The organism is Bradyrhizobium sp. LMTR 3 (assembly GCF_001693485.1).
Taxonomy (GTDB): domain Bacteria; phylum Pseudomonadota; class Alphaproteobacteria; order Rhizobiales; family Xanthobacteraceae; genus Bradyrhizobium.
In genome coordinates, this window is the sequence record NZ_MAXC01000046.1 from 238,651 (window position 1) to 259,355 (window position 20,705).

Annotated in this window: 21 protein-coding genes and 1 tRNA gene; 13 read left to right on the forward strand and 9 right to left on the reverse strand. The window is 60.1% G+C overall.

Annotated features, from left to right (window positions below):
* Positions 1–143 precede the first annotated feature (143 nt).
* Positions 144–383, forward strand: a complete 240-nt coding sequence (locus tag LMTR3_RS27275) for a hypothetical protein (protein WP_065748070.1) — start codon at positions 144–146, stop codon at positions 381–383.
* Positions 384–469: 86 nt separating this feature from the next.
* Here the strand turns inward: LMTR3_RS27275 and LMTR3_RS27280 are convergent, their stop codons facing one another.
* The 3 genes from LMTR3_RS27280 to LMTR3_RS27290 all read right to left on the reverse strand — a co-directional run bounded on the left by LMTR3_RS27280 (position 470) and on the right by LMTR3_RS27290 (position 2,113).
* The gene (locus LMTR3_RS27280; protein WP_028349117.1) at positions 470–724 is read right to left on the reverse strand and encodes a hypothetical protein; all 255 of its coding nucleotides are present in this window, start codon (positions 722–724) and stop codon (positions 470–472) included.
* A 534-nt stretch (positions 725–1,258) separates the two neighbouring features.
* Positions 1,259–1,681 carry a hypothetical protein gene (locus LMTR3_RS27285; RefSeq protein ID WP_065748071.1) on the reverse strand — a complete coding sequence of 141 codons (423 nt, stop codon included), beginning with the start codon at positions 1,679–1,681 and terminating at the stop codon, positions 1,259–1,261.
* A gap of 183 nt (positions 1,682–1,864) precedes the next feature.
* A complete protein-coding gene (locus LMTR3_RS27290; protein ID WP_065748072.1) occupies positions 1,865–2,113 on the reverse strand; it encodes a hypothetical protein in 249 nt (82 codons plus the stop codon).
* Between the two features lie 386 nt (positions 2,114–2,499).
* Between LMTR3_RS27290 and LMTR3_RS27295 the strand changes: the two genes are divergently transcribed.
* Complete coding sequence (locus tag LMTR3_RS27295) at positions 2,500–3,606, forward strand: alpha/beta hydrolase family protein (protein ID WP_065748073.1); 1,107 nt, start codon at positions 2,500–2,502, stop codon at positions 3,604–3,606.
* A gap of 19 nt (positions 3,607–3,625) precedes the next feature.
* Here LMTR3_RS27295 and LMTR3_RS27300 read toward each other — a convergent pair whose 3' ends face one another.
* On the reverse strand, positions 3,626–4,165 hold the full coding sequence (locus LMTR3_RS27300; RefSeq protein ID WP_084029832.1) for a MarR family winged helix-turn-helix transcriptional regulator: 540 nt from the start codon (positions 4,163–4,165) through the stop codon (positions 3,626–3,628).
* 384 nt (positions 4,166–4,549) lie between these two features.
* Between LMTR3_RS27300 and LMTR3_RS27305 the strand changes: the two genes are divergently transcribed.
* Complete coding sequence (locus LMTR3_RS27305; protein WP_065748074.1) at positions 4,550–6,040, forward strand: porin; 1,491 nt, start codon at positions 4,550–4,552, stop codon at positions 6,038–6,040.
* 1,158 nt (positions 6,041–7,198) lie between these two features.
* Positions 7,199–7,921, forward strand: a complete 723-nt coding sequence (locus LMTR3_RS27315) for an addiction module antidote protein (RefSeq protein WP_176721998.1) — start codon at positions 7,199–7,201, stop codon at positions 7,919–7,921.
* Between the two features lie 49 nt (positions 7,922–7,970).
* On the opposite strand, the gene LMTR3_RS27320 is transcribed toward LMTR3_RS27315, so the two are convergent.
* A tRNA-Thr gene (locus LMTR3_RS27320) sits at positions 7,971–8,045 on the reverse strand.
* 561 nt (positions 8,046–8,606) lie between these two features.
* Here LMTR3_RS27320 and LMTR3_RS27325 point away from each other — a divergent pair.
* From LMTR3_RS27325 to LMTR3_RS27340, 4 genes are all read left to right on the forward strand, one after another.
* Positions 8,607–9,302, forward strand: coding sequence for a sulfite exporter TauE/SafE family protein (locus tag LMTR3_RS27325; protein WP_065748077.1), 696 nt, complete (start codon positions 8,607–8,609; stop codon positions 9,300–9,302).
* A gap of 59 nt (positions 9,303–9,361) precedes the next feature.
* Positions 9,362–10,336, forward strand: a complete 975-nt coding sequence (locus LMTR3_RS27330) for a Bug family tripartite tricarboxylate transporter substrate binding protein (protein ID WP_065748078.1) — start codon at positions 9,362–9,364, stop codon at positions 10,334–10,336.
* 273 nt (positions 10,337–10,609) lie between these two features.
* On the forward strand, positions 10,610–11,614 hold the full coding sequence (locus tag LMTR3_RS27335) for a ribonuclease Z (protein WP_065748251.1): 1,005 nt from the start codon (positions 10,610–10,612) through the stop codon (positions 11,612–11,614).
* Between the two features lie 24 nt (positions 11,615–11,638).
* Entirely contained in the window at positions 11,639–12,787 is a 1,149-nt protein-coding gene (locus LMTR3_RS27340) for a CapA family protein (RefSeq protein ID WP_065748079.1), read from the forward strand.
* Between the two features lie 265 nt (positions 12,788–13,052).
* Here the strand turns inward: LMTR3_RS27340 and LMTR3_RS27345 are convergent, their stop codons facing one another.
* Positions 13,053–14,126, reverse strand: coding sequence for a class I SAM-dependent methyltransferase (locus LMTR3_RS27345; protein ID WP_065748080.1), 1,074 nt, complete (start codon positions 14,124–14,126; stop codon positions 13,053–13,055).
* Positions 14,127–14,276: 150 nt separating this feature from the next.
* Here LMTR3_RS27345 and LMTR3_RS27350 point away from each other — a divergent pair, with 150 nt between their 5' ends.
* From LMTR3_RS27350 to LMTR3_RS27365, 4 genes are all read left to right on the forward strand, one after another.
* Positions 14,277–15,254 (forward strand): AraC family transcriptional regulator, encoded by a 978-nt coding sequence (locus LMTR3_RS27350; protein WP_065748081.1) that lies wholly within the window; start codon positions 14,277–14,279, stop codon positions 15,252–15,254.
* A gap of 339 nt (positions 15,255–15,593) precedes the next feature.
* Entirely contained in the window at positions 15,594–16,106 is a 513-nt protein-coding gene (locus tag LMTR3_RS27355; RefSeq protein WP_065748082.1) for an Mpo1 family 2-hydroxy fatty acid dioxygenase, read from the forward strand.
* Positions 16,107–16,138: 32 nt separating this feature from the next.
* Positions 16,139–17,191, forward strand: a complete 1,053-nt coding sequence (locus tag LMTR3_RS27360; RefSeq protein WP_065748083.1) for an NAD-dependent epimerase/dehydratase family protein — start codon at positions 16,139–16,141, stop codon at positions 17,189–17,191.
* 13 nt (positions 17,192–17,204) lie between these two features.
* Positions 17,205–17,831: a methyltransferase family protein gene (locus LMTR3_RS27365; protein WP_065748252.1), complete on the forward strand. Its 627-nt coding sequence runs from the start codon at positions 17,205–17,207 to the stop codon at positions 17,829–17,831.
* A gap of 13 nt (positions 17,832–17,844) precedes the next feature.
* Here the strand turns inward: LMTR3_RS27365 and LMTR3_RS27370 are convergent, their stop codons facing one another.
* A complete protein-coding gene (locus LMTR3_RS27370) occupies positions 17,845–18,777 on the reverse strand; it encodes an alpha/beta fold hydrolase (RefSeq protein WP_065748084.1) in 933 nt (310 codons plus the stop codon).
* Between the two features lie 147 nt (positions 18,778–18,924).
* On the reverse strand, positions 18,925–19,674 hold the full coding sequence (locus tag LMTR3_RS27375; protein ID WP_141686829.1) for a hypothetical protein: 750 nt from the start codon (positions 19,672–19,674) through the stop codon (positions 18,925–18,927).
* A 367-nt stretch (positions 19,675–20,041) separates the two neighbouring features.
* Here LMTR3_RS27375 and LMTR3_RS27380 point away from each other — a divergent pair, with 367 nt between their 5' ends.
* A complete protein-coding gene (locus LMTR3_RS27380; RefSeq protein WP_065748085.1) occupies positions 20,042–20,266 on the forward strand; it encodes a hypothetical protein in 225 nt (74 codons plus the stop codon).
* Positions 20,267–20,330: 64 nt separating this feature from the next.
* Here LMTR3_RS27380 and LMTR3_RS27385 read toward each other — a convergent pair whose 3' ends face one another.
* Positions 20,331–20,606, reverse strand: coding sequence for a hypothetical protein (locus tag LMTR3_RS27385; protein WP_065748086.1), 276 nt, complete (start codon positions 20,604–20,606; stop codon positions 20,331–20,333).
* Between the last annotated feature and the right edge of the window lie 99 nt (positions 20,607–20,705).

Genomic DNA, 20,705 nt, shown 5'->3' on the forward strand with positions numbered 1-20,705 from the left:
CACGCCGGCCTTTTTGCTTGGCGGATGTCGAGGCGAGCGCGCGCCGGTAGTTTTTTGGCAGGAGCGAAAAAAATTTCGCGCTGAATGCAACTTTTCGTCACGATCCGATATTATGGTCCCGGCCGGCTGGTGGGACGACGAACATGCGTGCTTTTGCGTTAGGGCTGATTTTTTCCGCAGCGGCGTATCCGTGCCTTGCTCAAACTGTCCTGAAATCCGAACCGTTTATCCTTGCTCCCTATGAAGTCGCCTTCGTGCAGGATCCCTCGTGCGGGGTCGGCAAGGTGCGCAAGGTAACCGGTGCGATCAGGGGACTGCAGCGGCGCAAGGCCTGTGTCACCCTTGCTTCGGAACAGGCATCGCTGGTCTCGGCGACGCCGTAGGATCCGACTTTCCGTCTCGGATATTGTCCCGGCGAATGGGACCCGTTCGCCGAGGCCTGTCGTGTGTCGGTCGCTTGCGGCCGACCTTACGACGCGAGCTGCAATTCCGTCTGTGCGTCGCGTTCGGCGTCGGCCTTGTTGCGGGCGGGGTCTTCGTGCGGCTCAAGCTGGCAGGGCTTGATCTCGTAGTCATGGTCCAGCACCGGACGGGGACCCTTGTTGTCTCGCCCGGAGATGACGTCGACGACGAGACCGCTCTTCTGGGCGATCTTCCAGACGTCGGCTGCGGTTGGATAGGCCTTGCTCAGCTTGGCATCCTTTGAGAACAGCGCGTAGGGCATTGTTGGCTCCGGTAAAAACGGTCAACGCGGAAGCGTGGGCCGGGTTTCAGGCTTGGCTGCCATGCGGCCATTCCACAGGCTGTTTCAGGAGCAAATTGGCTCGTTTCGGCCCATTTTCGTGGAGTCTCTGAGTCTTTAACGAGCCGTAAATTCCCGAAAAAAGAATCCCCGAGACTCAGTCGCCAGAATCGCCGGATGTTTCCGGCCATGAGAACGAGCCTCCAGACCTCCTGCGAGCGTGTCCAACTCACGCTGACCGTTTGCCTGCTGGCTGCCTGCGCAGCCAACATGGCGCTGGTCTATGCCTGGCTCTGAACATCGGGGCGATCGGCCGATTCCCACACAGGATGACAACACGGAGCTTCGTGTCCTGGACGCGATGCGTCACGACGTGACGCTTCGCAGAGCCGGGACCCATCGCAGACTGGACCCCGGATCAGCAGCGCACCACGCCGCAAGCCATAGCGCGTCGAAGACGCGCGTGAACGCGCTGATGGCTGCTGCGCAGCATCCGGGGAACGGGTCGGGCGCGTTCTACTTCGCCGGCTGTGCCGGCGGCTCGCCTTCGCGAAGCGCAGCGTGGACCTTTGCCATGGTCTCGGTGCAATAGGCCTCGCGCTCGCGGTTGAACCGCTCCTGATGGGCACGGAAATTCGCGACCCGTGCCTTGATCTCGGACTGGATGTCGTCCCGCAGGTCAGGACGCGCGAGAGGGGCCGGCCTCGGTATTTCCCTCGACGCTTCCTTCGGCGCCTGGGCAAGGGGCATCGTCTCAGCCAGCAGGGCCTGGATGTCAGAAAGCGGCGCGGCCGGACGGGTGGGCTTGGATGCCTGGACGGAGAGGACGGTGACCGGCGTCGTGATCGTCTTCTCGGCCTCCGGCGGCTTGCCGGTCACCGATTGAACAAACGCCATCGTCTGCGCGATCAGGAGATCGCGTTCCCTCATCCATTTCATGAGACACCTCGGCCCAAGTCATTCCACCAAACGGCTTTTGTGGAATCAAGCGGGTGGGGACGTCACTGGGGATAACTGCCGCTCTTTTGCGCGCGAGGTGACAAAACGGTGACAGTTCGCGACCACCAACGTGCACATCACGCGGCGATGGTATCCGCAAGCGTGGTCGCGCGAGGCGGGGCGCTAGCGTTCGCGGGGATTGGTGTTCGGGACAAAGGGCGCGCCGATCATGCGTACCGGCGGCTGGTCGCCGACATAGATGATCCGCTGGTCGGCTGCCGGCGAACGCTCGACGCCGGTTGTGGTCCGGTCGGCGACCCGGACCGGCTTGTCGTCGAATCCAAGCAGCGTAGCGCCACCTGCAATCGCCACGCTGAAACACGCGACGATAGCCAGCAGCACCATGTTGCAGTTCTCTTCGCGAATTCTCATGCCGGGAAAACGCGGGAGGTGGTGGTTGGTTTCCTGATCAGTCAGAGAGTGAGTGTGCGATCCGACAATCCGCAGGGTGGCGCATGGGCTGGTACATTTTGACCTGCTACTTCGTCCAGGCCAGAAGCCGCGGCTGACAATGCGCCACGTGGCGCTTTCAGCACCGTAGAACTACGGGCTGTTGCGCCTTTGGCAAGCAAACGCCTGAAAAAGCAGCACGTTTGCCCCATAGATGAGGCCAACAAGCACTTCTGGGCGCCGTTCGGTCGGGCTAACCATATCTGCGGCATAGGCCGATAGAGGGGCTTGCAGGATGTCGACCTCCCGATTTAAATTACAATCTATAACTAATTTTATCAATTGAGGCTCACAGGTTTGCTTCTGGCATGAAGATCCATTTTGGTCCGGCGGGTTGGGATTCATGGCCAGACAGCGAAGAGTTCTCAATCGAGTTCATGAGGCTGCTCGGCCTGGCTCAGGAAGGGGGCTCGCTGATCGCGGAATGCCTCCTCGTCGCAAGTCGGATTGACCCGAAGGATGGCGGCGATTCCTGGTATCGGGAATGGCTGAGGATGGCTGATATCAGCAACGAGCGCGCCAACGCTGCCTTCGAGCGCGGTCATGTGCTGACCGCACAAAGCAACTGGCTCCGCGCCATCAATTATTATCAAGCATCAGCGTTCGATTTCGACGCTGCCGACAAGAAACAGCAATGCGTGCTCAGAACCATGCGGGCCTGCGCCCGCCGCTACATTGCGCATCTCACTCCCGCCGGCGAGGTCGTCGAGATTCCCTGGCAGGAAGATTATCCGCTGGAAGGCTACTTTTTGCCTGCCCCGGCCGCTTCGCATCGAGCGCCTGTCGTGGTGTGCATGGGCGATCCTGGGCATCGGAAGGAAGAATATCTCTTCAAGGTGGCGCGCTACGCCCGCGACAGGGGACTGTCGCTGCTGGCCGTGGATCTCCTCGGATCCGGCACCAGCGCCAAATTCGACGAGATAGTGGGCCGTCCCGATCTCGAAATGTCGGTAAGCTGCGTGATGGATTACCTCACGACGAGGGGTGACATCGACGAACACAGGGTAGCAATTCTCGGCGACGGCTCGGGATCGTCCTTTGTGGCGCGTGGCGTCGCTCTCGACAATCGTTTCGCCGCCGCGGTTTGTGACGGCGGAATCTGGGACATGCACGAGCGCGCCTTCTTGATGGACCGCCTCTCGCCGGATTCCGCGTGTAAAGGAAGCGAAGGAGGCTGGCCGCAGCGAAAATTTCGCTGCCCGGTCCTGATCACCATGGGTGAGCAGGGCTGGCTCGAAAGCAACCATGTGACCGGTCTGTTCGAACGACTCAAGACCAGCCAGCCCGACATTTCACTAAAAATCTTCGACAGTTATGAAACTGCTGCCGCGCATGGGCATCGCGATAATCCCACGCTCGCCAACGAGTTCATTTTTGATTGGATGGCCGATCGCCTTGAGTCGGTACCGGCCTAGCTCGTTACCGTAGGGCAGGTCATATGCCCATCGCTATCTTCAGGCTCGCCTTCTCAAGGCGGCCCTTCAGGGTCGCGAGTTTGGCGGTGAGCTCGCTGAGTTCACGGTCGCTGAATTCCGCGAAGACGAAGTTGTTGAGGGCCTCCTGCTCAGCGGCCAGGTTTGCAATCTGTTTATAAGTCTTGTCCGTCAAGGACATCTGCACGACCCTTGCATCGTCTGCCGACGTCCTCCGGCGCATGAAACCCTTCTTCTCCAGCATTTTCGACTGAGTCGTGACGAACGACGGGTCTACGTGAAGCATCTTTGAGACGACCTTCACCGGGACGCCCTCACCTTGATCCAGATCGGCCAGAGCCATCAGGATCATCCATTGCGGGCCACTGATGCCGAGGGCTTTTGCCCAGAAGTAACGGATCTCCTGGAGGTGCACGTTGATGGCGGCGATCTCCCAGGCGAATTGCCGGACGATGTCCTGATTCTTTCCGCCGACCTCATTTGGCCCTCCGCGACTGCCGCGGCTCGATGAGTCCGATCCCTTGCGGAGTTCCTGTGCCATGGTTTCTCCCACCCGAGTCAGCGTCCACTAACTTAACTGATTTACCTAACAAAATCATCCGAGTGGACGCCTTTCTGGCGGTTCCCTGAACACGATTTTGCGAGCACTCGGTGTTGCCACGGCGACACAGTCGAACAGGATAGAGATAGCTGAGTTCATAAACTGTTTTGATTACGTAAGTTGCACATGCATAGTTCTGAAGACGGCCGAGGGGGGTCCTGGGTCGTCCCGTTGCAGGTGGTTCGCTTAAGTCCCTCGCGTTCATGCGGGTGTGTCCGAAGACGCGAAACGACTGAGCGGTTTTTCAAAGGCGAGGGCGGATCTTTCCTGGGGGAACAGCCACAGGTCCGTCCTCGTCCTGGCAGAGCAACTTGGAGGTTTAACATGACTATGATCAAGAGCCTTGTTCTCGGCTCAGCGGCGGCTCTCATCGCCGTGAGTGGAGCGCAGGCCGCCGATCTTCCCGTCAAGGCCAAAGCGGTCGAGTACGTGAAGATCTGCTCCCTGTACGGCGCTGGCTTCTACTACATCCCCGGCACCGACACCTGCATGAAGATTGGTGGTTACCTGCGCGTCGACACCACGTTCAACGGCGGCATCTTCGATCAGCCGGCGTGGAACGGCAATCTTGGTCAGCAGAATCGCTTGCGCGATTACTATGCTGCCCGTTCGCGTTTGGCGCTCAGCGTAGATACGCGCACTGCCACTCAGTACGGCGTCGTTCGTACCTTCGGTCAGGCCAACTTCAATTTGAACTCGTCGACCGGAGAAGGTCCGGCTGCGGCTGGCACGCAGACTCTCGGCGTGGACTTGGTGTTCATCCAGTTCGCCGGGTTCACCTTCGGTAAGTCTGCTTCGGCCTATGCGACGCCTTGGCACGGTTATCCGGGCAACAATTCCTCGTTCTTGCTTGGCGGCCATGACGACGTCGTCGGCACGAACAACATCCAGTACACCGCGCAGTTCGGTAACGGCGTGTCGGCCAGCATCGGCCTGGATGACCCGTACTACGGCCGTACTTCGCTGTTGAACCTGGGTGTCACCAACCCGTCCACTTCCATCGCGGCAGGTTCGAACGCCTACAGCGGTGCGCGTTCTCCGGACATCGTCGGCAACATCCGCGTCGACCAGGCGTGGGGTCTGTTCCAGGTTTCGGCCGCGGCGCATCAAGTCAGCGGTTCCTACAACCTCCTGACCGCCGGTGCTGCGAACAACCTGTCGGAAATCTCTGGCCACCCCGAATCCAAGTGGGGCGGTTCGGTGATGGCTGCGTTGCAGCTCAAGAACCTGCCCACCGGCCCCGGCGACGACATCAAGGTTGACGTCTCCTATGCCACGGGTATGACGAAGAACGTGCTCAACACCGCTCCCAGCTTCGCGATGTTTGGCAGCACGGGCCGTGCGGACTCTTACCAGAGCATCGGCTTCGGCCAGACTGCCGACGGTGTCTACATGCCCGGCGGCGATATCAAGCTGGTTGACGCGTACGGCATCCGCGGCGCGTTCAACCACAACTGGGATCCCTACTGGTCGACCAGCCTGTTCGGGTCTTGGGCTGCAGTGCGGTATGGTGGCAACTCCCTCGACCTTGCCACCGCGAAAGGTCAATGGTGTGCCAACTACAACGTCGGCAAGGGTCTGAGCGCTGACTATTCCTGCAACCCCGACTTCAACATCTCGCAACTCGGTTTGATCACCCGTTGGACCCCCGTTGCGAACCTGACGTTCTCGGCGGAAGTGATGTGGTTCCACCTCGACCAGAAGTTCGGTGGTGCTGCGACCATGACCGCGGTGGCTCCGAAGCCGATCGCAAGGTACGAGTACAAGGATCAGGACGCCGTTTCGCTCAACGTTCGCGTTCAGCGCAACTTCTGATCCTGAGTTGAACTATCGCAATAACCCCCGGCAGTTTCACTGCCGGGGGTTTCTTTTTGGAAAGCTCAGCCAGGACACCGTTCTCAAACCCACCCAATTTTTCAAAAGGTCAGGCGTTGAGCAACCTAGGTCTGTTACAGAACGCATTCGCCACAAACAATTTGCGTACGATCTGCAAGGCGATCGACGACGAAATATCGAGGCAGTCGAGCATCGCGGAATTTTGCCAACTCGCGAAGGTGAACCGGACTACGCTTTTTCGCGCCTTTCGTCGCCGGCAGGGAACAGGGCTGGAGACGATGATGAGAGTGCTCGAAGTGTTGGGATTTCGCCTTGCTGTGACAGCCAAGGGGCAAGTCGATGGGAAGCCAATAGCTGACGCTTCGGCACCCAAAGGAGGCGTTCTTGAGAAGGCTTATCCTGACCCTGAAGTCGCCCGCAGACTCACCGAGGCGCTCAACAGCTCGAACGTGCGTCCCGTCATCGGAGTGTTCGCTGAGGTGTTGCGGAAGCAGGACAACATCGCCGGCTTATCGAAAAAGACAATCAGGTGCCGCGAAACATTCTATAGAGCTTTTGTTTATCCCCGCGTGCCTCGGTTCAGCACCGCCCTGAGTCTCCTGGATGCACTGGGATTCACTTTCACTATATGCAGGGTGCCTCGCTACGAGCGTCACCGTAAGCCCTCGACCTCGACTCTGTTTGGTGACGAGAGTGCGAACCATGCAGAGGCCGCTGCCGATCGTGCGCTAGATCTCTCAGTGCCGGCGATTGGCCATCGCCCGGCACATACACTTCTCATTGCGTCCGAGCGACAACGCTCCAACAGACGCCCGTCGCACCGCTTGAAGTCCACATCGGGCGTCAAGGCGTCGGTGTGAAGCCTTTGACGCCCCGCACATCATCGAAATTAAGCGAAGGGCTCCTCCGCAAAACGCACCGATTTATATGGTAAAAATACCTATTGCAAATACATGATTTACTCATGTATTCTCATCAAGCGTAGCCGCCAAGTAGGTTGGCGGCCTCTCATGGAGAAGCGCACCAGCATCTTCAGAAATACCTCCGAAACCTCTGGCCATGCCCGGCCAGAGGTTTTTCGGCCTCTGGAGGGCTATTTCTGATTGCGCCCGTGAGTGCAGACTCGGATGGCACCAGATGGCCAAGACGGCGCGTCGCTCTCAGTACGCTAGTACGGCTCAGCTTGAAAAATTCCTGAATCAGGCGTTTCAAACCACCGATAGCCGTCAGGTCTGCCTGGCTCTCGGTGAAGCAGTCCGGGCCCAAAACGTCACGGCAATCGCCATCGCATCAGGAATAGAGCGGGCACACCTCTACGGGGCCTTTGTATCGGAGAGGGGGCCGCGGCTTTCCACGGTGACGAAGGTGATTACGGCACTACGCCTGAGGCTGGTTACAGTGCAACCGTCCGCATCTACGCTCGAAAGATATAGTTCTCAACAGCCAGTGCATGGCCATTTGCGTTACAGCAGTCCGGCGGGAGTGGCCGAGCTCTTGAATCCTGCCCTTGCAACATCCAATCTTCGTGCCATTTGCTCTACCTTTGGTGAGATCATCCGGGCCCAGGAGAATGTTACTGAGTTCGCACGGCGAATACAGATTGGCCGAACACGTCTCTACCGCTCGTTCATGGCCGATCGTTCTCCCGAATTTACGACCGTCCTGACGATTCTCGGGGCGTTCGGATTGCAGCTACGTGTAGAGCGGGTAAGCAAACGGAAGGCCTCGCTCGATCCCTATTCAACGCGGAGCCTTGGGAAATCGGCAGAGCTTGGGAAGTCGGCAGAGCTTGGGGAACCGGCAGAGATGGTGTTCCCCCAACAACTTCCCGTGGAATTCCCGGCAATGGTGGAGGCCTGAACGGGTCTTGGCTCGGTCGAACGGTTTTCGTCCGCCTGACGCTCTTAAGTGGTGCCGGTTGAGAGGATTGAACTCCCGACCTTCGGTTTACAAAACCGCTGCTCTACCGCTGAGCTAAACCGGCGAATCGAAGCGATCGGTGCGCGGCGAAAATACCCGCCGCGCAGGGCCGCTCTTCGGCGGCTCGAATAGCAGACTTGTCCGCAAAGGGCTAGAACCTCAACACCGCTCTCGCGCACCCGGAATATGAAAAAGGCGGCCCTTCCGGCCGCCCTTTCGCGCTCAGTTCCGCTTGCTCGCTGGCAGAGATACCTGCAGCCGTCCTTGCCGCGGAACCAGGTGCCGGGGATACAGACAAAGCCGTTGCGGCGGGCATAGGCGGGCGGGGTGAAGGACTGGCAGGGGTCATCGCCTACGGCAACACGCTGCACGGTTTCACCAATCCCGCTGCCGATGGCTCGATAGTGCGTACCGCGTTATACAACGAACAGGCCGACCGCCGCTCCTGGGCGTCGATGACAGCCTGGTCGATGAAGTCTTGACCTGACAAAGGCTTCCAACTGGTATTTCATAGCGTTTTCACGCGAAGTGGGGCACCCGGTTCGCGTGAAGAAAACGCGTCAAATTCAAAGTCAGAAGTTCATCTTTGAGGCGAACTTCAACTGATGCAGCGAGCAGGGGGCGTATGTTCGGAATTCTGGGGCTGGGGTTTTTGCTGGGCATGCAGCATGCCCTCGAAGCCGATCATATCGCCGCCGTCTCCAGCATCGCCGCGCGCCGCAGCCATGTCGCCGATATCGTCAAGCACGGGCTGACCTGGGGGCTCGGCCATACGCTTACCTTGTTCGCCTTTGCAGGCGCCGCCATTCTGCTTGGCCGCGCGATCCCGGACGGCGTTGCCCGGCCGCTCGAGACCGCCGTCGGCCTGATGCTGGTCGGCCTCGGGGCGCATGTGCTGTGGCGGCTGTGGCGCGACCGGGTGCATTTTCATCAGCACGGTCATGGCGACGGCACGGTGCATTTCCATGCCCATAGCCATGCCGGCGAAACCACGCCGCACGCCCGCGCCGCTCACATTCACGAACATGGTTTCCGCTGGCGGACCCTGCTGGTCGGCCTGATGCACGGCATGGCGGGCTCGGCCGCACTTCTAGTGCTCGCGGTCACGCAGGCCTCCAGCCCTGCCGTCGGGCTCGGCTATATCGCATTGTTCGGCGTCGGCTCGATGATCGGCATGGGCGCGCTGTCGACGGCGATCGCGGTGCCGCTTGCGGTCTCCGCGCGCTGGCTGACCTGGGCCAATCGCGGCCTGCAGGGCGCGGTGGGGCTGGCCACGATCGCGATCGGAATTATGACGGTGGTCGAGACGGTGCTGACCTGACGCGGTACCGTCTCAGCGTAGGTTCGGTGAACAATTATAAAGTGTTTGGAGGAAATAGAATGAAGCGCCGAGATTTTCTGGCCGGAAGCGCCGCGTGTTCGCTGGCGGCGATAACGGGCAAGGCATTCGCGCAGGCCGGGCCGCTGACCAAAATCATCTTTCCCTTTGCCGCCGGCGGCGGCGGTGATGCACTTTGCCGGCTGCTGGCGCAGCACATCAGTCCATTGCTCGATCGCAACATCATCGTCGAGAACCGCACCGGCGGCGACGGGCTGATCGGCATTAAGGCGGTGAAGGGGGCTAATCCCGACGGCACCACCATCCTCGTCACCACGGGGCCGACGATGTATCTGCTGCCGATGGTCGAGACCACGCCGAGTTTTGACGCAATAAAGGATTTCGTCCCGGTCAGCCAGCTCGTGCGGTTCGAATTCTGCGTCTTCGTCGGCAAAGCCGTCCCGGCCGAGGTCAAGGATTTCAAGCAATTCGTCGCCTGGTTGAAAGCTAATCCGGATCAGGCCACGTTCGGCGTGCCGAGCAACGGTACCATTCCGCATTTTGCCGGCTCGCGGCTCGAGCAGGCGCTGGGCGTCAAGCTGACCCGCGTGGCTTATCGCGGCAGCGCACCGATCATCAACGACCTCGTCGGCGGCCACATGCCGTTCGCGATTTCCACGTTGACCGATGCCATCCCGCAGCATCGCGCGGGCAACGTCCGGATTCTCGCGGTCGGCAGCGCGCAGCGCTCGCCGTTCCTGCCCGACGCGCCGACGTTAAAAGAGAGCGGCGTCGATCTGGTGGCGGACGCCTGGTACGGCATGTGGCTGCCGGCAGGCGCCTCGCCGGATCTTGCGAAAAAGCTGAGCGAGGCAGTCGCCACCGCGCTCGCCAAGCCGGAGGTCAAGGAAAAGCTCGCAGCGATCGGTCTGATCCCGGTCGGCTCGACGCCTGAAGGCCTGACGAAGGAGCTCGCCGCCAATAACGCCTTCTGGCAGCCGATCGTGAAGGAGACGGGGTACAAGATCACGAATTAGGGCGGGCACTCTACTTGCATCGACGAAAAATGGCCCCTTGAAAGGGGCCATTTTCACTCGTCACCGTCCTTAGTAGTCGTCCCAGCCGCGTCGTTGAACGAGTGTGATGAGATTGCAGCGCCGTCGTTCGACCTAGCCGATGCGGAGTGCAAAAGTCTGCTTAAGTTCATGGAGCATTGACCAAAATCAACCTGGTAAACAAGGAGGGTTCCTTGGGCGGTGAAGGTAGAGTGGCGCGCAAGCCGCGTGAAAAACCTGCTGCATAGTTTTGTCATGCGACCGATCTTCCATCCGAGCCTGGTCAACGGTCGCTACGGCGACCCGACGGTCTATGTGGAGACGCTGTTCAAGACGCACAGCGTGCTGTTCGATCTCGGGGAAATCGCTTCACTGTCACCGCGGAAGATACGACGCGTCGATCAGATCTTCGTTTCGCATGCACATATCGATCATTTCGTGGGCTTCGATCATCTGCTCCGTTTGCTCGTAGGACTGGAGAAAACTGTACATCTTTACGGCCCGGCCGGCTTTGCCGAGCGCGTCTTTCACAAGCTTCAGGCCTATCAATGGAATCTGGTCGAAAGCTACGACGCCGATCTGGTCTTCGTTGTCAGCGAACTTCAGACGCCGAACGCCATCTCGACCAGGAAGTTCCGGCTGAAGAAGGCCTTTGCCGCGGAACCGCCGGTGTCGAAGACAATTCTTGACGGCGTCTTGTCTGACGAACGGACCTGCCGGGTTTCAGCCGCCATCCTCGAGCATGGCACACCCTGCCTGGGCTTTGCCTTGCAGGAAGCGGCCCATGTCAACATTTGGAAGAATCGACTATCCGAGCGCGGGCTTCCGGTCGGTCCGTGGTTGCAGTGGCTCAAGCAGGCGGTTGTGGAAGGCCGGCCGGACGATCATTTGATACGGATCGACGGGGCGGCAGCTTCGGACAGTCGCCTGGAGCCGCTCGGCAACCTGCGTGACCTCCTGACGGTCACTGCCGGCCAGAAAATTGCCTATGTTACCGATGTTGCCGACACGCCAGCCAATCGCGCCGCCATCGTGGCGCTCGTTCAAAATGCGGACATCCTCTTCATCGAGGCGGCATTCGCGAGGACGGATGCTGCGTTGGCGAGCGAGCGGGCCCATCTTACAACGACGGCTGCCGGAGAAATGGCGCGGGAAGCCAATGTGCGCCGTGTCGAGCCGTTTCACTTCTCTCCGCGCTATGCGGGAGAGGAGGAGCGCATGCTGGCCGAGGTGATGACAGCGTTCAGGGGGCCCATCTGACGCAAGAACCTGAGCGGTATTTTCATGCTCGAGGAAAGACATTTGCCGGCTGGGCATCGGAAATTGGTACGGCTCTTTCTGTGCGGAGATGTCATGTGTGGCCGCGGCATCGACCAGGTGCTGGCGCACCCCTGTAGCCCCGAGATTTACGAACATTACGTGCGATCGGCGGAGGGGTACGTGCTGCTCGCCGAGCAGGCCAACGGACCCATTCCGCGGCAAAACGGGCCGTCCTATGTTTGGGGCGCTGCGCTAGGTCAGTTGGAGCGCATGCAGCCGGATGCGCGGATCATCAATCTCGAAACGGCAGTGACCCGCAGCAACGACCGCATGAACAAGGGCATCAACTACCGCATGAGCCCCGAGAATGCAGAATGTCTCGTGGCGGCCGAGATCAATTGCTGCGTATTGGCCAACAATCATGTGCTCGATTGGGGCCGCGCCGGTTTGCTGGCGACGCTGACTACTCTGCAGAAACTCAACGTCAAGGCAACGGGCGCGGGACGCAACGATCATGAAGCGCGCGCGCCCGCGGTGCTGAACCTTGGCAAAGCGCGGCTCTTGATCTTTTCGTTTGGATCGACATCGAGCGGCATCCCGCTCGAATGGGCCGCGACGTCAGACGCTCCAGGCGTCAACTTGCTGCCTGATCTCTCCGAGGCGAGTGCATCTGATGTCGCCGACCAGGTCATAGCGCTCAGGAGGCCGGGCGATCTCGTCGTCGTTTCAATCCATTGGGGATCCAATTGGGGATATCACATTCCCCACGAGCAGAGAATTCTGGCCCGGGCCCTCATCGACAAGGCAGGCGTTTCGATCGTTCACGGGCATTCTTCTCATCATCCGCGCGCGATCGAAATTTATCGAGACCGCCTCATTCTCTATGGCTGCGGTGATTTCCTGAACGACTATGAAGGCATCAGTGGTTACGAGCGCTACCGTGACGACCTCGTCTTGATGTATTTCGCCGACCTGGATCCGACCAGCGGAAACCTCCACGCGCTCAAACTGGTTCCCCTGCAGATCAAGAACTTTCGTCTCTCCATTCCAGCGCGGCAGGACATCGAATGGATCCAGCGGACACTGGACGGGAGATGTCAGCAGTTCGGAACCAGGATCATTCCTGATTCCGAACGGCAGCTTGTCGTAATCGGGCCTCGGGCGGCGACCTAACGCTGGATGCAGTAGATATCGCGGGCTGCGTCCTGGCCCGATGCTTCGTGCGCCGACGACGAATGGCGCGCTCTACCGCCGCGAGGAAGGAGGCGATCCAATGATCGAGGATCCAGCCGGCCTGGCCAAGTCCTCCCTGGCCAAGTTCTCCCTGGCCAAGTCCTCGATTGCCTTGTTTTGCTTGTAACGTCTGCGTCATGATTAGGCACCTTTGCCACCGGAGAGCAGTGCTCCCGGTGGCCTAAGAAGCGACACGCGGTCAGTCTTATCGCCGCGCTTCGAGCACGATGTTGAAAGGTGTCTCGGCTGCGATCCGGACACGGCTAAACCCGGCTTCGCGCAGAACCGCTTCCAACCGCTTTGGTCCTGCCTGCCCACCGAGCGCGAGCCCGACCTCCTGCGCCAGGGAGACCGGCGTGCAGATCATGGTGGAGCCGGCATAATAGAGGCGGCCGACCGGATTGATATTGTCCTCCAGCCGGTCTCCTGCAAGCGGCTCCACGGCCATGAACGTGCCATCAGGGGCGAGAGCCTGGAGAATGCGGCTCGCCGCGCCGACGGGATCACCAAGGTCGTGCAGCGCGTCGAAACAACAGATCAGGTCGAAATTGCCGCCGACAAAATTCTTGGCCGTGGCGACATCAAATTCCGTCCTGGCTGCGACGCCGTCGCGTTTCGCGGCGTCGCGGGCGCAGGCGATTGAATCTTCGTGGTTGTCGATTCCGAAAAATCTGGACCGTTCGAATGCTTTCGCCATCAGGATGGTCGAGATGCCATGGCCGCAACCGATATCCGCGACCCGCGCACCGCGGCCGAGTTTTTCGACCACGCCGTCCAATGCGGGAAGCCATTCCTGCACCAGATGGGCCTTGTAGCTCACGCCGAAGAAGCGTGACATTCCGCTGAACAGGCAATTGCACCGCTCGTGATAGCCGGAGCCGCCGCCGTTGCGGAAAGCCTTGCTCACCTTGGGCTGGTCAACCATCACGGCCTGGCAAACCTCGAACGAGCCCAGCATGTAGACCGGGCTGTCAGGATTGCCGAACACCATGGCCTGCTCGGGATTCATGGAGAAGCGCTTGGTCGTAGCGTCATAGTCCAGATAGCCGGCGGCGGCGTGGGCGCTGAGCCATTCGCGCACAAGGCGCTCGACCGTTCTGGTCTGGCGCGCCAGTTCTTCCGGCGTCACCGGTCCCGACGCGGCGAGCGCGCTGTACAGTCCGAGTTCGTCACCAATGCGCACCAGCGGTGCAATCATGGCGGCGCCGAGGTCGCCCAATATCCGCGTAACAAATACGTCCAGCTTCTGCTCGTTTAATTCTCTGACCAAAATGTTCATGGCTGCCTCCTTTGGCGCGATGGGACATAGGTCCTCGCGGGGGTGCGGCAAATGACCAGACTGCCGGATGGCTTGACTGAGCGTCTGAATCCTTCCTATTTTGCCGTTCGTCCAAGACGCGTGACCGAACGTCCGATTGGAGCTGCGACTATGGGGGCGGATGCGCTGTCCGATGTGTTGCGCGCCGTACGACTCAGTAGCGCGATGTTCTTCCATCTTGACGTCCGCGCACCGTGGGTGGCCGAGGCGCCGGCATCGGCCGCCTGCGCTTCAGCCGTCTTGCCGGGGGCACAGCACGTCATCGAGTATCACGTGGTGGTCGATGGTCGCTGCTGGGGCGGATTGATCGATGCGCCATCCGTGCGGCTCGAGGCCGGCGATATCATCGCATTTCCGCAAGGTGCAGCACATGTGCTTTCCAGCGCTCCGGGCATGCGGTCGATTCCTGATCTGAGCGTCTATGGTCAAGCGAGAGCAGGTCAGCTTCCGCTCATGATGCGCCTCGGTGACAACGGACCCGCCGATGCGCGCATCCTGTGCGGATTTCTCGGCTGCGACACGCGTCCCTTCAATCCGCTGGTTGAGGCGCTGCCTCCGGTCCTGCATCTGCAGGGAAGTTCATATCGGAAGAATTCGGGACTTGGTTACCTGATCAATGCCGCACGGGTTGAATCGGAGGGGCGCCGGACCGGCGGGGAGGGCGTGCTGGCCCGACTGGGCGAACTGCTCTTCGTCGAGGCAATCAGATGCCACATCGAATCGCTTGGCCCCGAACAGACCGGCTGGTTTGCCGGCCTGGCTGATCGACACGTCGGTCAAGCGCTGAATCTCCTGCATGGCGAGCCAGCGGCGGATTGGACATTGGATGATCTCGCGAAGGCCGTGGGGCTGTCGCGATCGACGTTCGCGCAGCGGTTCACCCTCCTGATCGGGCAACCGCCGATGCAGTATCTGACGCGCTGGCGCATGCAACTCGCTGCCGGTCTGCTGGCTTCTGGAAGCGATCCGATCGCCCGCGTGGCGGAGGCGGTTGGCTACGATTCCGAAGCCGCCTTCAATCGTGCGTTTCGCAGAACCGTAGGGACGCCACCGGCCGCCTGGCGGCAGACGCAGATGTCGCCAGAGTAGGCGCGCGATTGCACTGATTCACGGGGTAAAGGGGCTCACGAAACGATCGTGACTGGTTGGCTGAACGGCAACACCCGCGGGAAAACTATCGCAATTCGTGGCGGTTCCCGAGACCCTGTACGACGCTAATCGCCTGAATTACTGCATGATTTGTCAACGTTGGCACCGGGCTCAAGGGAGTGTCAAACGTGCCGAGTCCGCGTTTTGACTTGATGATGATTTCCTAGTTTAACTACCATTCTGTCTCTGATGGAAGTTGGGGCATCGAAGCCAGGTGCGATCGGGATTTTGGTCGACCCGTCTGGCCGCGTCTGCCGATAGCAGGGGGATAAGCACCGCATGAGTTCGTATTTTCGGCGGCAGCTTGCAGATTACGTCGAGTATCATCGTGACCCCTGGAACTGCGCAATGCATGTGTTCGGCATCGTGTTCCTGTTCCTGGCCGCTATCCTTCCGCTCAGCCTGTGGTCCATCACCGTATTCGGGTTCCAAACCAGCGCGGCAACCATTGCTGTCATACCGGTGCTCGTCTACTGGTTTCTGCTCGATTTCGCGCTTGGTGCCGGAATCCTCGGAGCCGCGGTTGTGTTGCTCTCGGCCGCTGCCACGATCGTTGATCATGTGACGATTGCCGGCATGTGGTCACTTACGGCCATCTTGATTGTCGTTGGCGTCGCATCGCAGATTATTGGGCACCGCGTGTTCGAGCGGCGGCAGCCGGCGCTGGTCGACAATCCGACTCATCTGTTGCTGGGCCCGATGTTTGTCATGGCAAAACTGTTTATCGCGCTGGGCTTTCGGCGCGATCTCGCCACCATCATCCAAGTGCATCCGCAAGGCGCCGCATCTTGATCTCAAATAGTTCAGCTTGAGTGCCCCGTAGCATGACGCGCATACTGGTCACAGGCGGCAGCGGATTCATCGGAAAGCACCTGGTCGCGGCGCTGATAGCGCGAGGTCGGCAGGTGAGGGTGCTCGATCTTCAGCCACCCCCTGGCGCGTTGCCGCAGGTTCAGTATGTCAGGGGATCGGTGCTTGATCGGGACCTGGTTGACCGCGCGATGGACGGGGTCGACGAGGTCTACCACCTGGCCGGCTTGCCCGGGATGTGGCTGCCGCGGAAAGCCGATTTTCACGCCGTCAACTTCGGCGGCACCGAGATCGTCATTGAGACGGCGCGCAAGCGCGGCATAAAGCGCTTCCTGCACTGCTCGACGGAATCCATTCTGTTCCGTGCCTCGCCATCGATGGTTCCTGTCGCTGACGATGCGCTCCTGCCGGACGACATGCCGGGTCCATATACGCGATCGAAAATGCTCGCCGACCGGTTCGCCATGCAGGCGGCCGCATCCGGATACCCGGTGGTTATCGGCTGTCCCACCATGCCCGTCGGGCCTTATGACCATAACGTTACCCCGCCGACGGCGATGCTCCGCTATTTTCTCAAGCGACGTCTTCAGTTGCACCTTGATTTTGTAGTGAACCTCGTCGATGTGCGCGACGCCGCCGAAGGGCTGATCTTTGCCATGGAGCGCGGACAGGCCGGACATCGCTACGTTCTCGGTGGCGAAAGCATGCCGCTAAGACGGGTTCTCGAACTCATGTCCGATATCAGCGGCCGTCGCTTCCGGTGCATTCAAGTGAACGGCAAGGTCGCCGAAATGGTCACTGCAACGCTGGAGTTCATCGCCGATCACGTGACGCGCCGGCCTCCGTCCGGTACGGCCGAAGGCGTTCGTATCGCTTTGCGGGCGGGGGCGTTGTCGATCGAAAAAGCGCAGCGAGAGCTCGGCTATGCGCCGGGTCCCGTCGAACCCGTATTGCGTGAAACCATTGCGCATCTGCTTGATGCCGGCCACAACCAACCTGAATGGGACTCAATGCCGAGCACTCGTTTCACGTCGAGCGCGTGTTCGGCAGTAGATCCAATCGCTTAAGGTGGTCCGCGACATGCTGAACGATCCTGGTCAATGGTTGGCTTTCGCCTTGAGTGGCTGGACCACTACCTGGCCCACACAGTTGCTCGCCATCATCTGGATTTTGTGGGTCATGAGTTGGGTTTTGGCGTCGTTCTGGTCCGGTCAAACGAAGAAACACGTGATGACCTGGGAGTCGCTCAAATACCGCTCCCCCATTCTCGTAGGGGCCATCCTTTTCTTGCCATTGACTGGCAAGGTCCTGGGCGAAAAGCCGCTCTGGCAGTTTGGCAGCCTTGGCATCTACGTGCTCGCGTGCCTTGTCCTCGCGGGAATCTCATTCACATGGTGGGGGAGAATTCATCTCGGACGATTCTGGTCGAACGCGATCACGCACAAGGAGGGCCATCAGGTCATCGACACCGGCCCCTACGGGCTGGTGCGCCACCCGATCTATACCGGGCTTATCGCCGGGATGCTGGTGACGGGTATAGCGGTCGGAACGGTGACCGCGATGCTGGGTGCGGCGCTGATTTCGCTCGGGATGGGATTGAAGGCCCGCATGGAGGAGGGCTTCCTCACGGCGGAACTCGGTGCGGATGCCTATGGATCGTATTGCCGTCGCGTTCCGATGCTGATTCCGTTCCTGCCGCGCACCTGACGTCGCTCTACACCTACCGTTTCCGTCGCGAGACCGCTGATGTCGCGACAGGTGGAGCAAGACGGCGCGGAACCAGGACGCGTTGGCCGACTGACAGTGGTGCACTGTCAGAATACTGATTGGCCTGGGTAAGGGACCACAGCGGTACCTGGTTCAGTGCCGCAAGCCTTTGCAAGGTATCGCCCGAACGGGCGAGTTGCTGCGTGCCGCTGTCCCACAGCTCCAGCGGGGCATCGGGAGGAACGACGTAGCGCAGCGGCACCGCCTCTCCCTTGGCCGGCGTCGCCGCAAGTTGCGCAATTGCTGTCACCACTTGCTCGTGGATGGAATCCATCTTGTCGATGTTGATGTGGGTGACTTCCCCGTGCTGCTTCAAATCGAAGCTCGCGTAGTGCCCCTGGTAACCCTGCTCCGCCACCACATCGCCGCCGCCCAGTATGCTGTCGGACAGGAAAATATTGATGTAACGCTCGACATTCAGCGGCACCTTTGGGCTTGCCTGAGCCGGATCAATGGTGACCACCAGGCTTACCTGCATGTTTTCGGACTTCAGTATGCCGGCGAACGTCAAGGCGCATAGTCCGCCCATCGAATGACCGATCAGGACGATCGGAGCAGGATCGTTCCGGAAATCGCGGATCGCCTGATCCGCAATCAGCCGGCAAATCGTGAATTCGTAGACGTCAGCCCGGATACCGGCTTCCTGGAGACGATCGGTCAGGCGGTCCATCCCGCGCGAAAAGATCGGGCCGAGCGCGCCGCGGAACAGGTACACGCGCGCCTGCGGCTGGGCCGCGGCTGGCGGCGTGTCGGGCGCGGCGGTTGCGACAGCATTGGTCGTGCGTGCGACCGGATCGGCGACCGCCAGATTGCAAACGGCCGACAAGATGCAGACGGAAAGGGCTGCACGGATCACCACGGCTGCAACCAGCGTCGGACTTTTCATGTACATTCCGCTCGCGATTTAGGCGTAGAGGTGCCGGACCTTGAAGGCCGGCGGGCCACGCCACCCGGCGCTTCTAGCGGGTGATCTATCGTCGAGGAATTGGCAGAATTTGCGGCGCTCGTCGCTTCGGCGACGGCGTTCGAAGTACTAACGTACCGCCGCGGCGCTTGCCGTGCCGGACCTCGCCGTGCTTGCCGCTTCCGGCTGCCGCGGCCTCTGCGCCCCCGAAGCTGGTACGGATCGGCCGAAGACGACAGCGTCGATCTCGCTTATCACCTTCTGCTGCATGATCAGGTTCTTTTCGATGGACATGTGCCCGACGCCTGGCACGTTCTGCACGTTCACATTCTCGAGCTTACCCTGGAATTGTCCGGTTTTCTGAACCGGCGTGCCGGCGCCGTTGGCGATGTAGAAGTTTATATAGCGTCCCACGCGTCCCGAGAGGCTGGTGCGGAAGACCGAATCCAGGCCGATGGCGAGCTTAACGGGAGCGCCAAGCTGATCCAGCTTGGCGACCATGTCGGGAAGCGCGGTCGCGCCCGAGGAATGCCCGACCAGAATGATCGTCTTGATTCGGCCACTCTTGTATCCGGCGGCGGCTTCGTCGGCGAGCGACGACCAGGAGGCAAAGTTCGCGACGGTGACCGGGATGCCTTGCGCTCGCAGCTTTACCGCAATGTCATCGAGCCCCAGAGAAAAGATATTGAGCACGCCGCGGAGCAGGTAAACATGAGCAGTCGAGGCTGCCGACGCGGAACTCCTTGCCTGTGTGGGGCTGGCGCCGATCGCCAGGAGCAGCAAGGCCGCGATAGCTATCGCGTGCAGTCGACGCAACGATGCCAGGCAGAGAAAGGATGACCAGCCGACAGATTCGATATCGCCGCGATATGGCTTCATTGCGCTCCTCGAAGGGCTGCGAAGTGCTTCGCCGGGCGACCGTAGCGCCCGCGCGCTCGGAACTGCAATAAACGTGGCGTGAGCGGCCGCAATTTACCAACCCGACGTGTCTCCGCCGCAACACTGGTCGTCCGGACTCAAAAGGCCGCTCTTTCATTCAATCGCGCGCAAATCACTATTGCGATGGTCCGACCACTTGGGGCTCGGCCAGCAGGTGTCGCGTCGAGTGGTGTGCACGCGATGGTGCGGTCGCGGTACCGAAGCGCAACAGACGAGCACAATCAGATGTCAAAAGTAGAATTGAAATGATGGAACCCACCAGACTCAGGTTAGATTCCATGCGGCTGGAATTTGGCAGGGGGCACCAATGCCATACTTCAATTTTGATCTCGTCATCGGCGCGGAGTTCAAAAACCAGGGCGGCATGTATCTCGAAAACACAGAAAACGCGATCGATAAGGCTGAAAGCCTCGCGAGCGAGCTTTGCATCGTTCGTCCTGAACTGTGTTCGACGGGATGTGCTGTGCGTGTCACCGACGGAGATAGTAACGAGCTCTACCGTACTCCGGTCGAGCTTATCGGCCGCGGATGAGATCGTCCCGTCGCGCACGACGAGCGTCGTAAGCGCGCGAGATCGAACTGGTCTGCAGTGTAGATTACGGCAAGGGCAGTAGTTGAGTTGGTAGCGATTTCTTGCCGAGGGAGCAGCTCTTTCGGTCCTCTAGGGACTGAATCTGAGCTGCAGATTCGTTGGAATGGTTCGGATCAGAAGCCGACGACTCGGTCGCACTCATCAGCTCGACCACGTCGGCATTCGATGACGATTCCACGTAACTAACAACGGCGAACGTAAGGGCGAACAGGGTGAAAAGCCCGACCACCACGATGGTGCCCATTCCCCGCCAATCGATCTGGCTATTGAATAATGGCATGGCTCGTCTCCCGAATCCGGGTTTGGGACGGCCTTAGATCAACTCGCGATTCTCAACTGTGAAATGCCTCACGTCTCACGCTCACTTGACGTCTTCTTG

Coding starts and splice junctions, on each gene's coding strand:
- LMTR3_RS27275 (WP_065748070.1), top strand. CDS start 144: ATGCGTGCTTTTGCGTTAGGGCTGATTTTTTCCGCAGCGGCGTATCCG.
- LMTR3_RS27280 (WP_028349117.1), bottom strand. CDS start 724: ATGCCCTACGCGCTGTTCTCAAAGGATGCCAAGCTGAGCAAGGCCTAT.
- LMTR3_RS27285 (WP_065748071.1), bottom strand. CDS start 1,681: ATGAAATGGATGAGGGAACGCGATCTCCTGATCGCGCAGACGATGGCG.
- LMTR3_RS27290 (WP_065748072.1), bottom strand. CDS start 2,113: ATGAGAATTCGCGAAGAGAACTGCAACATGGTGCTGCTGGCTATCGTC.
- LMTR3_RS27295 (WP_065748073.1), top strand. CDS start 2,500: ATGAAGATCCATTTTGGTCCGGCGGGTTGGGATTCATGGCCAGACAGC.
- LMTR3_RS27300 (WP_084029832.1), bottom strand. CDS start 4,165: ATGGCACAGGAACTCCGCAAGGGATCGGACTCATCGAGCCGCGGCAGT.
- LMTR3_RS27305 (WP_065748074.1), top strand. CDS start 4,550: ATGACTATGATCAAGAGCCTTGTTCTCGGCTCAGCGGCGGCTCTCATC.
- LMTR3_RS27315 (WP_176721998.1), top strand. CDS start 7,199: ATGGCCAAGACGGCGCGTCGCTCTCAGTACGCTAGTACGGCTCAGCTT.
- LMTR3_RS27325 (WP_065748077.1), top strand. CDS start 8,607: ATGTTCGGAATTCTGGGGCTGGGGTTTTTGCTGGGCATGCAGCATGCC.
- LMTR3_RS27330 (WP_065748078.1), top strand. CDS start 9,362: ATGAAGCGCCGAGATTTTCTGGCCGGAAGCGCCGCGTGTTCGCTGGCG.
- LMTR3_RS27335 (WP_065748251.1), top strand. CDS start 10,610: ATGCGACCGATCTTCCATCCGAGCCTGGTCAACGGTCGCTACGGCGAC.
- LMTR3_RS27340 (WP_065748079.1), top strand. CDS start 11,639: ATGCTCGAGGAAAGACATTTGCCGGCTGGGCATCGGAAATTGGTACGG.
- LMTR3_RS27345 (WP_065748080.1), bottom strand. CDS start 14,126: ATGAACATTTTGGTCAGAGAATTAAACGAGCAGAAGCTGGACGTATTT.
- LMTR3_RS27350 (WP_065748081.1), top strand. CDS start 14,277: ATGGGGGCGGATGCGCTGTCCGATGTGTTGCGCGCCGTACGACTCAGT.
- LMTR3_RS27355 (WP_065748082.1), top strand. CDS start 15,594: ATGAGTTCGTATTTTCGGCGGCAGCTTGCAGATTACGTCGAGTATCAT.
- LMTR3_RS27360 (WP_065748083.1), top strand. CDS start 16,139: ATGACGCGCATACTGGTCACAGGCGGCAGCGGATTCATCGGAAAGCAC.
- LMTR3_RS27365 (WP_065748252.1), top strand. CDS start 17,205: ATGCTGAACGATCCTGGTCAATGGTTGGCTTTCGCCTTGAGTGGCTGG.
- LMTR3_RS27370 (WP_065748084.1), bottom strand. CDS start 18,777: ATGAAAAGTCCGACGCTGGTTGCAGCCGTGGTGATCCGTGCAGCCCTT.
- LMTR3_RS27375 (WP_141686829.1), bottom strand. CDS start 19,674: ATGAAGCCATATCGCGGCGATATCGAATCTGTCGGCTGGTCATCCTTT.
- LMTR3_RS27380 (WP_065748085.1), top strand. CDS start 20,042: ATGCCATACTTCAATTTTGATCTCGTCATCGGCGCGGAGTTCAAAAAC.
- LMTR3_RS27385 (WP_065748086.1), bottom strand. CDS start 20,606: ATGCCATTATTCAATAGCCAGATCGATTGGCGGGGAATGGGCACCATC.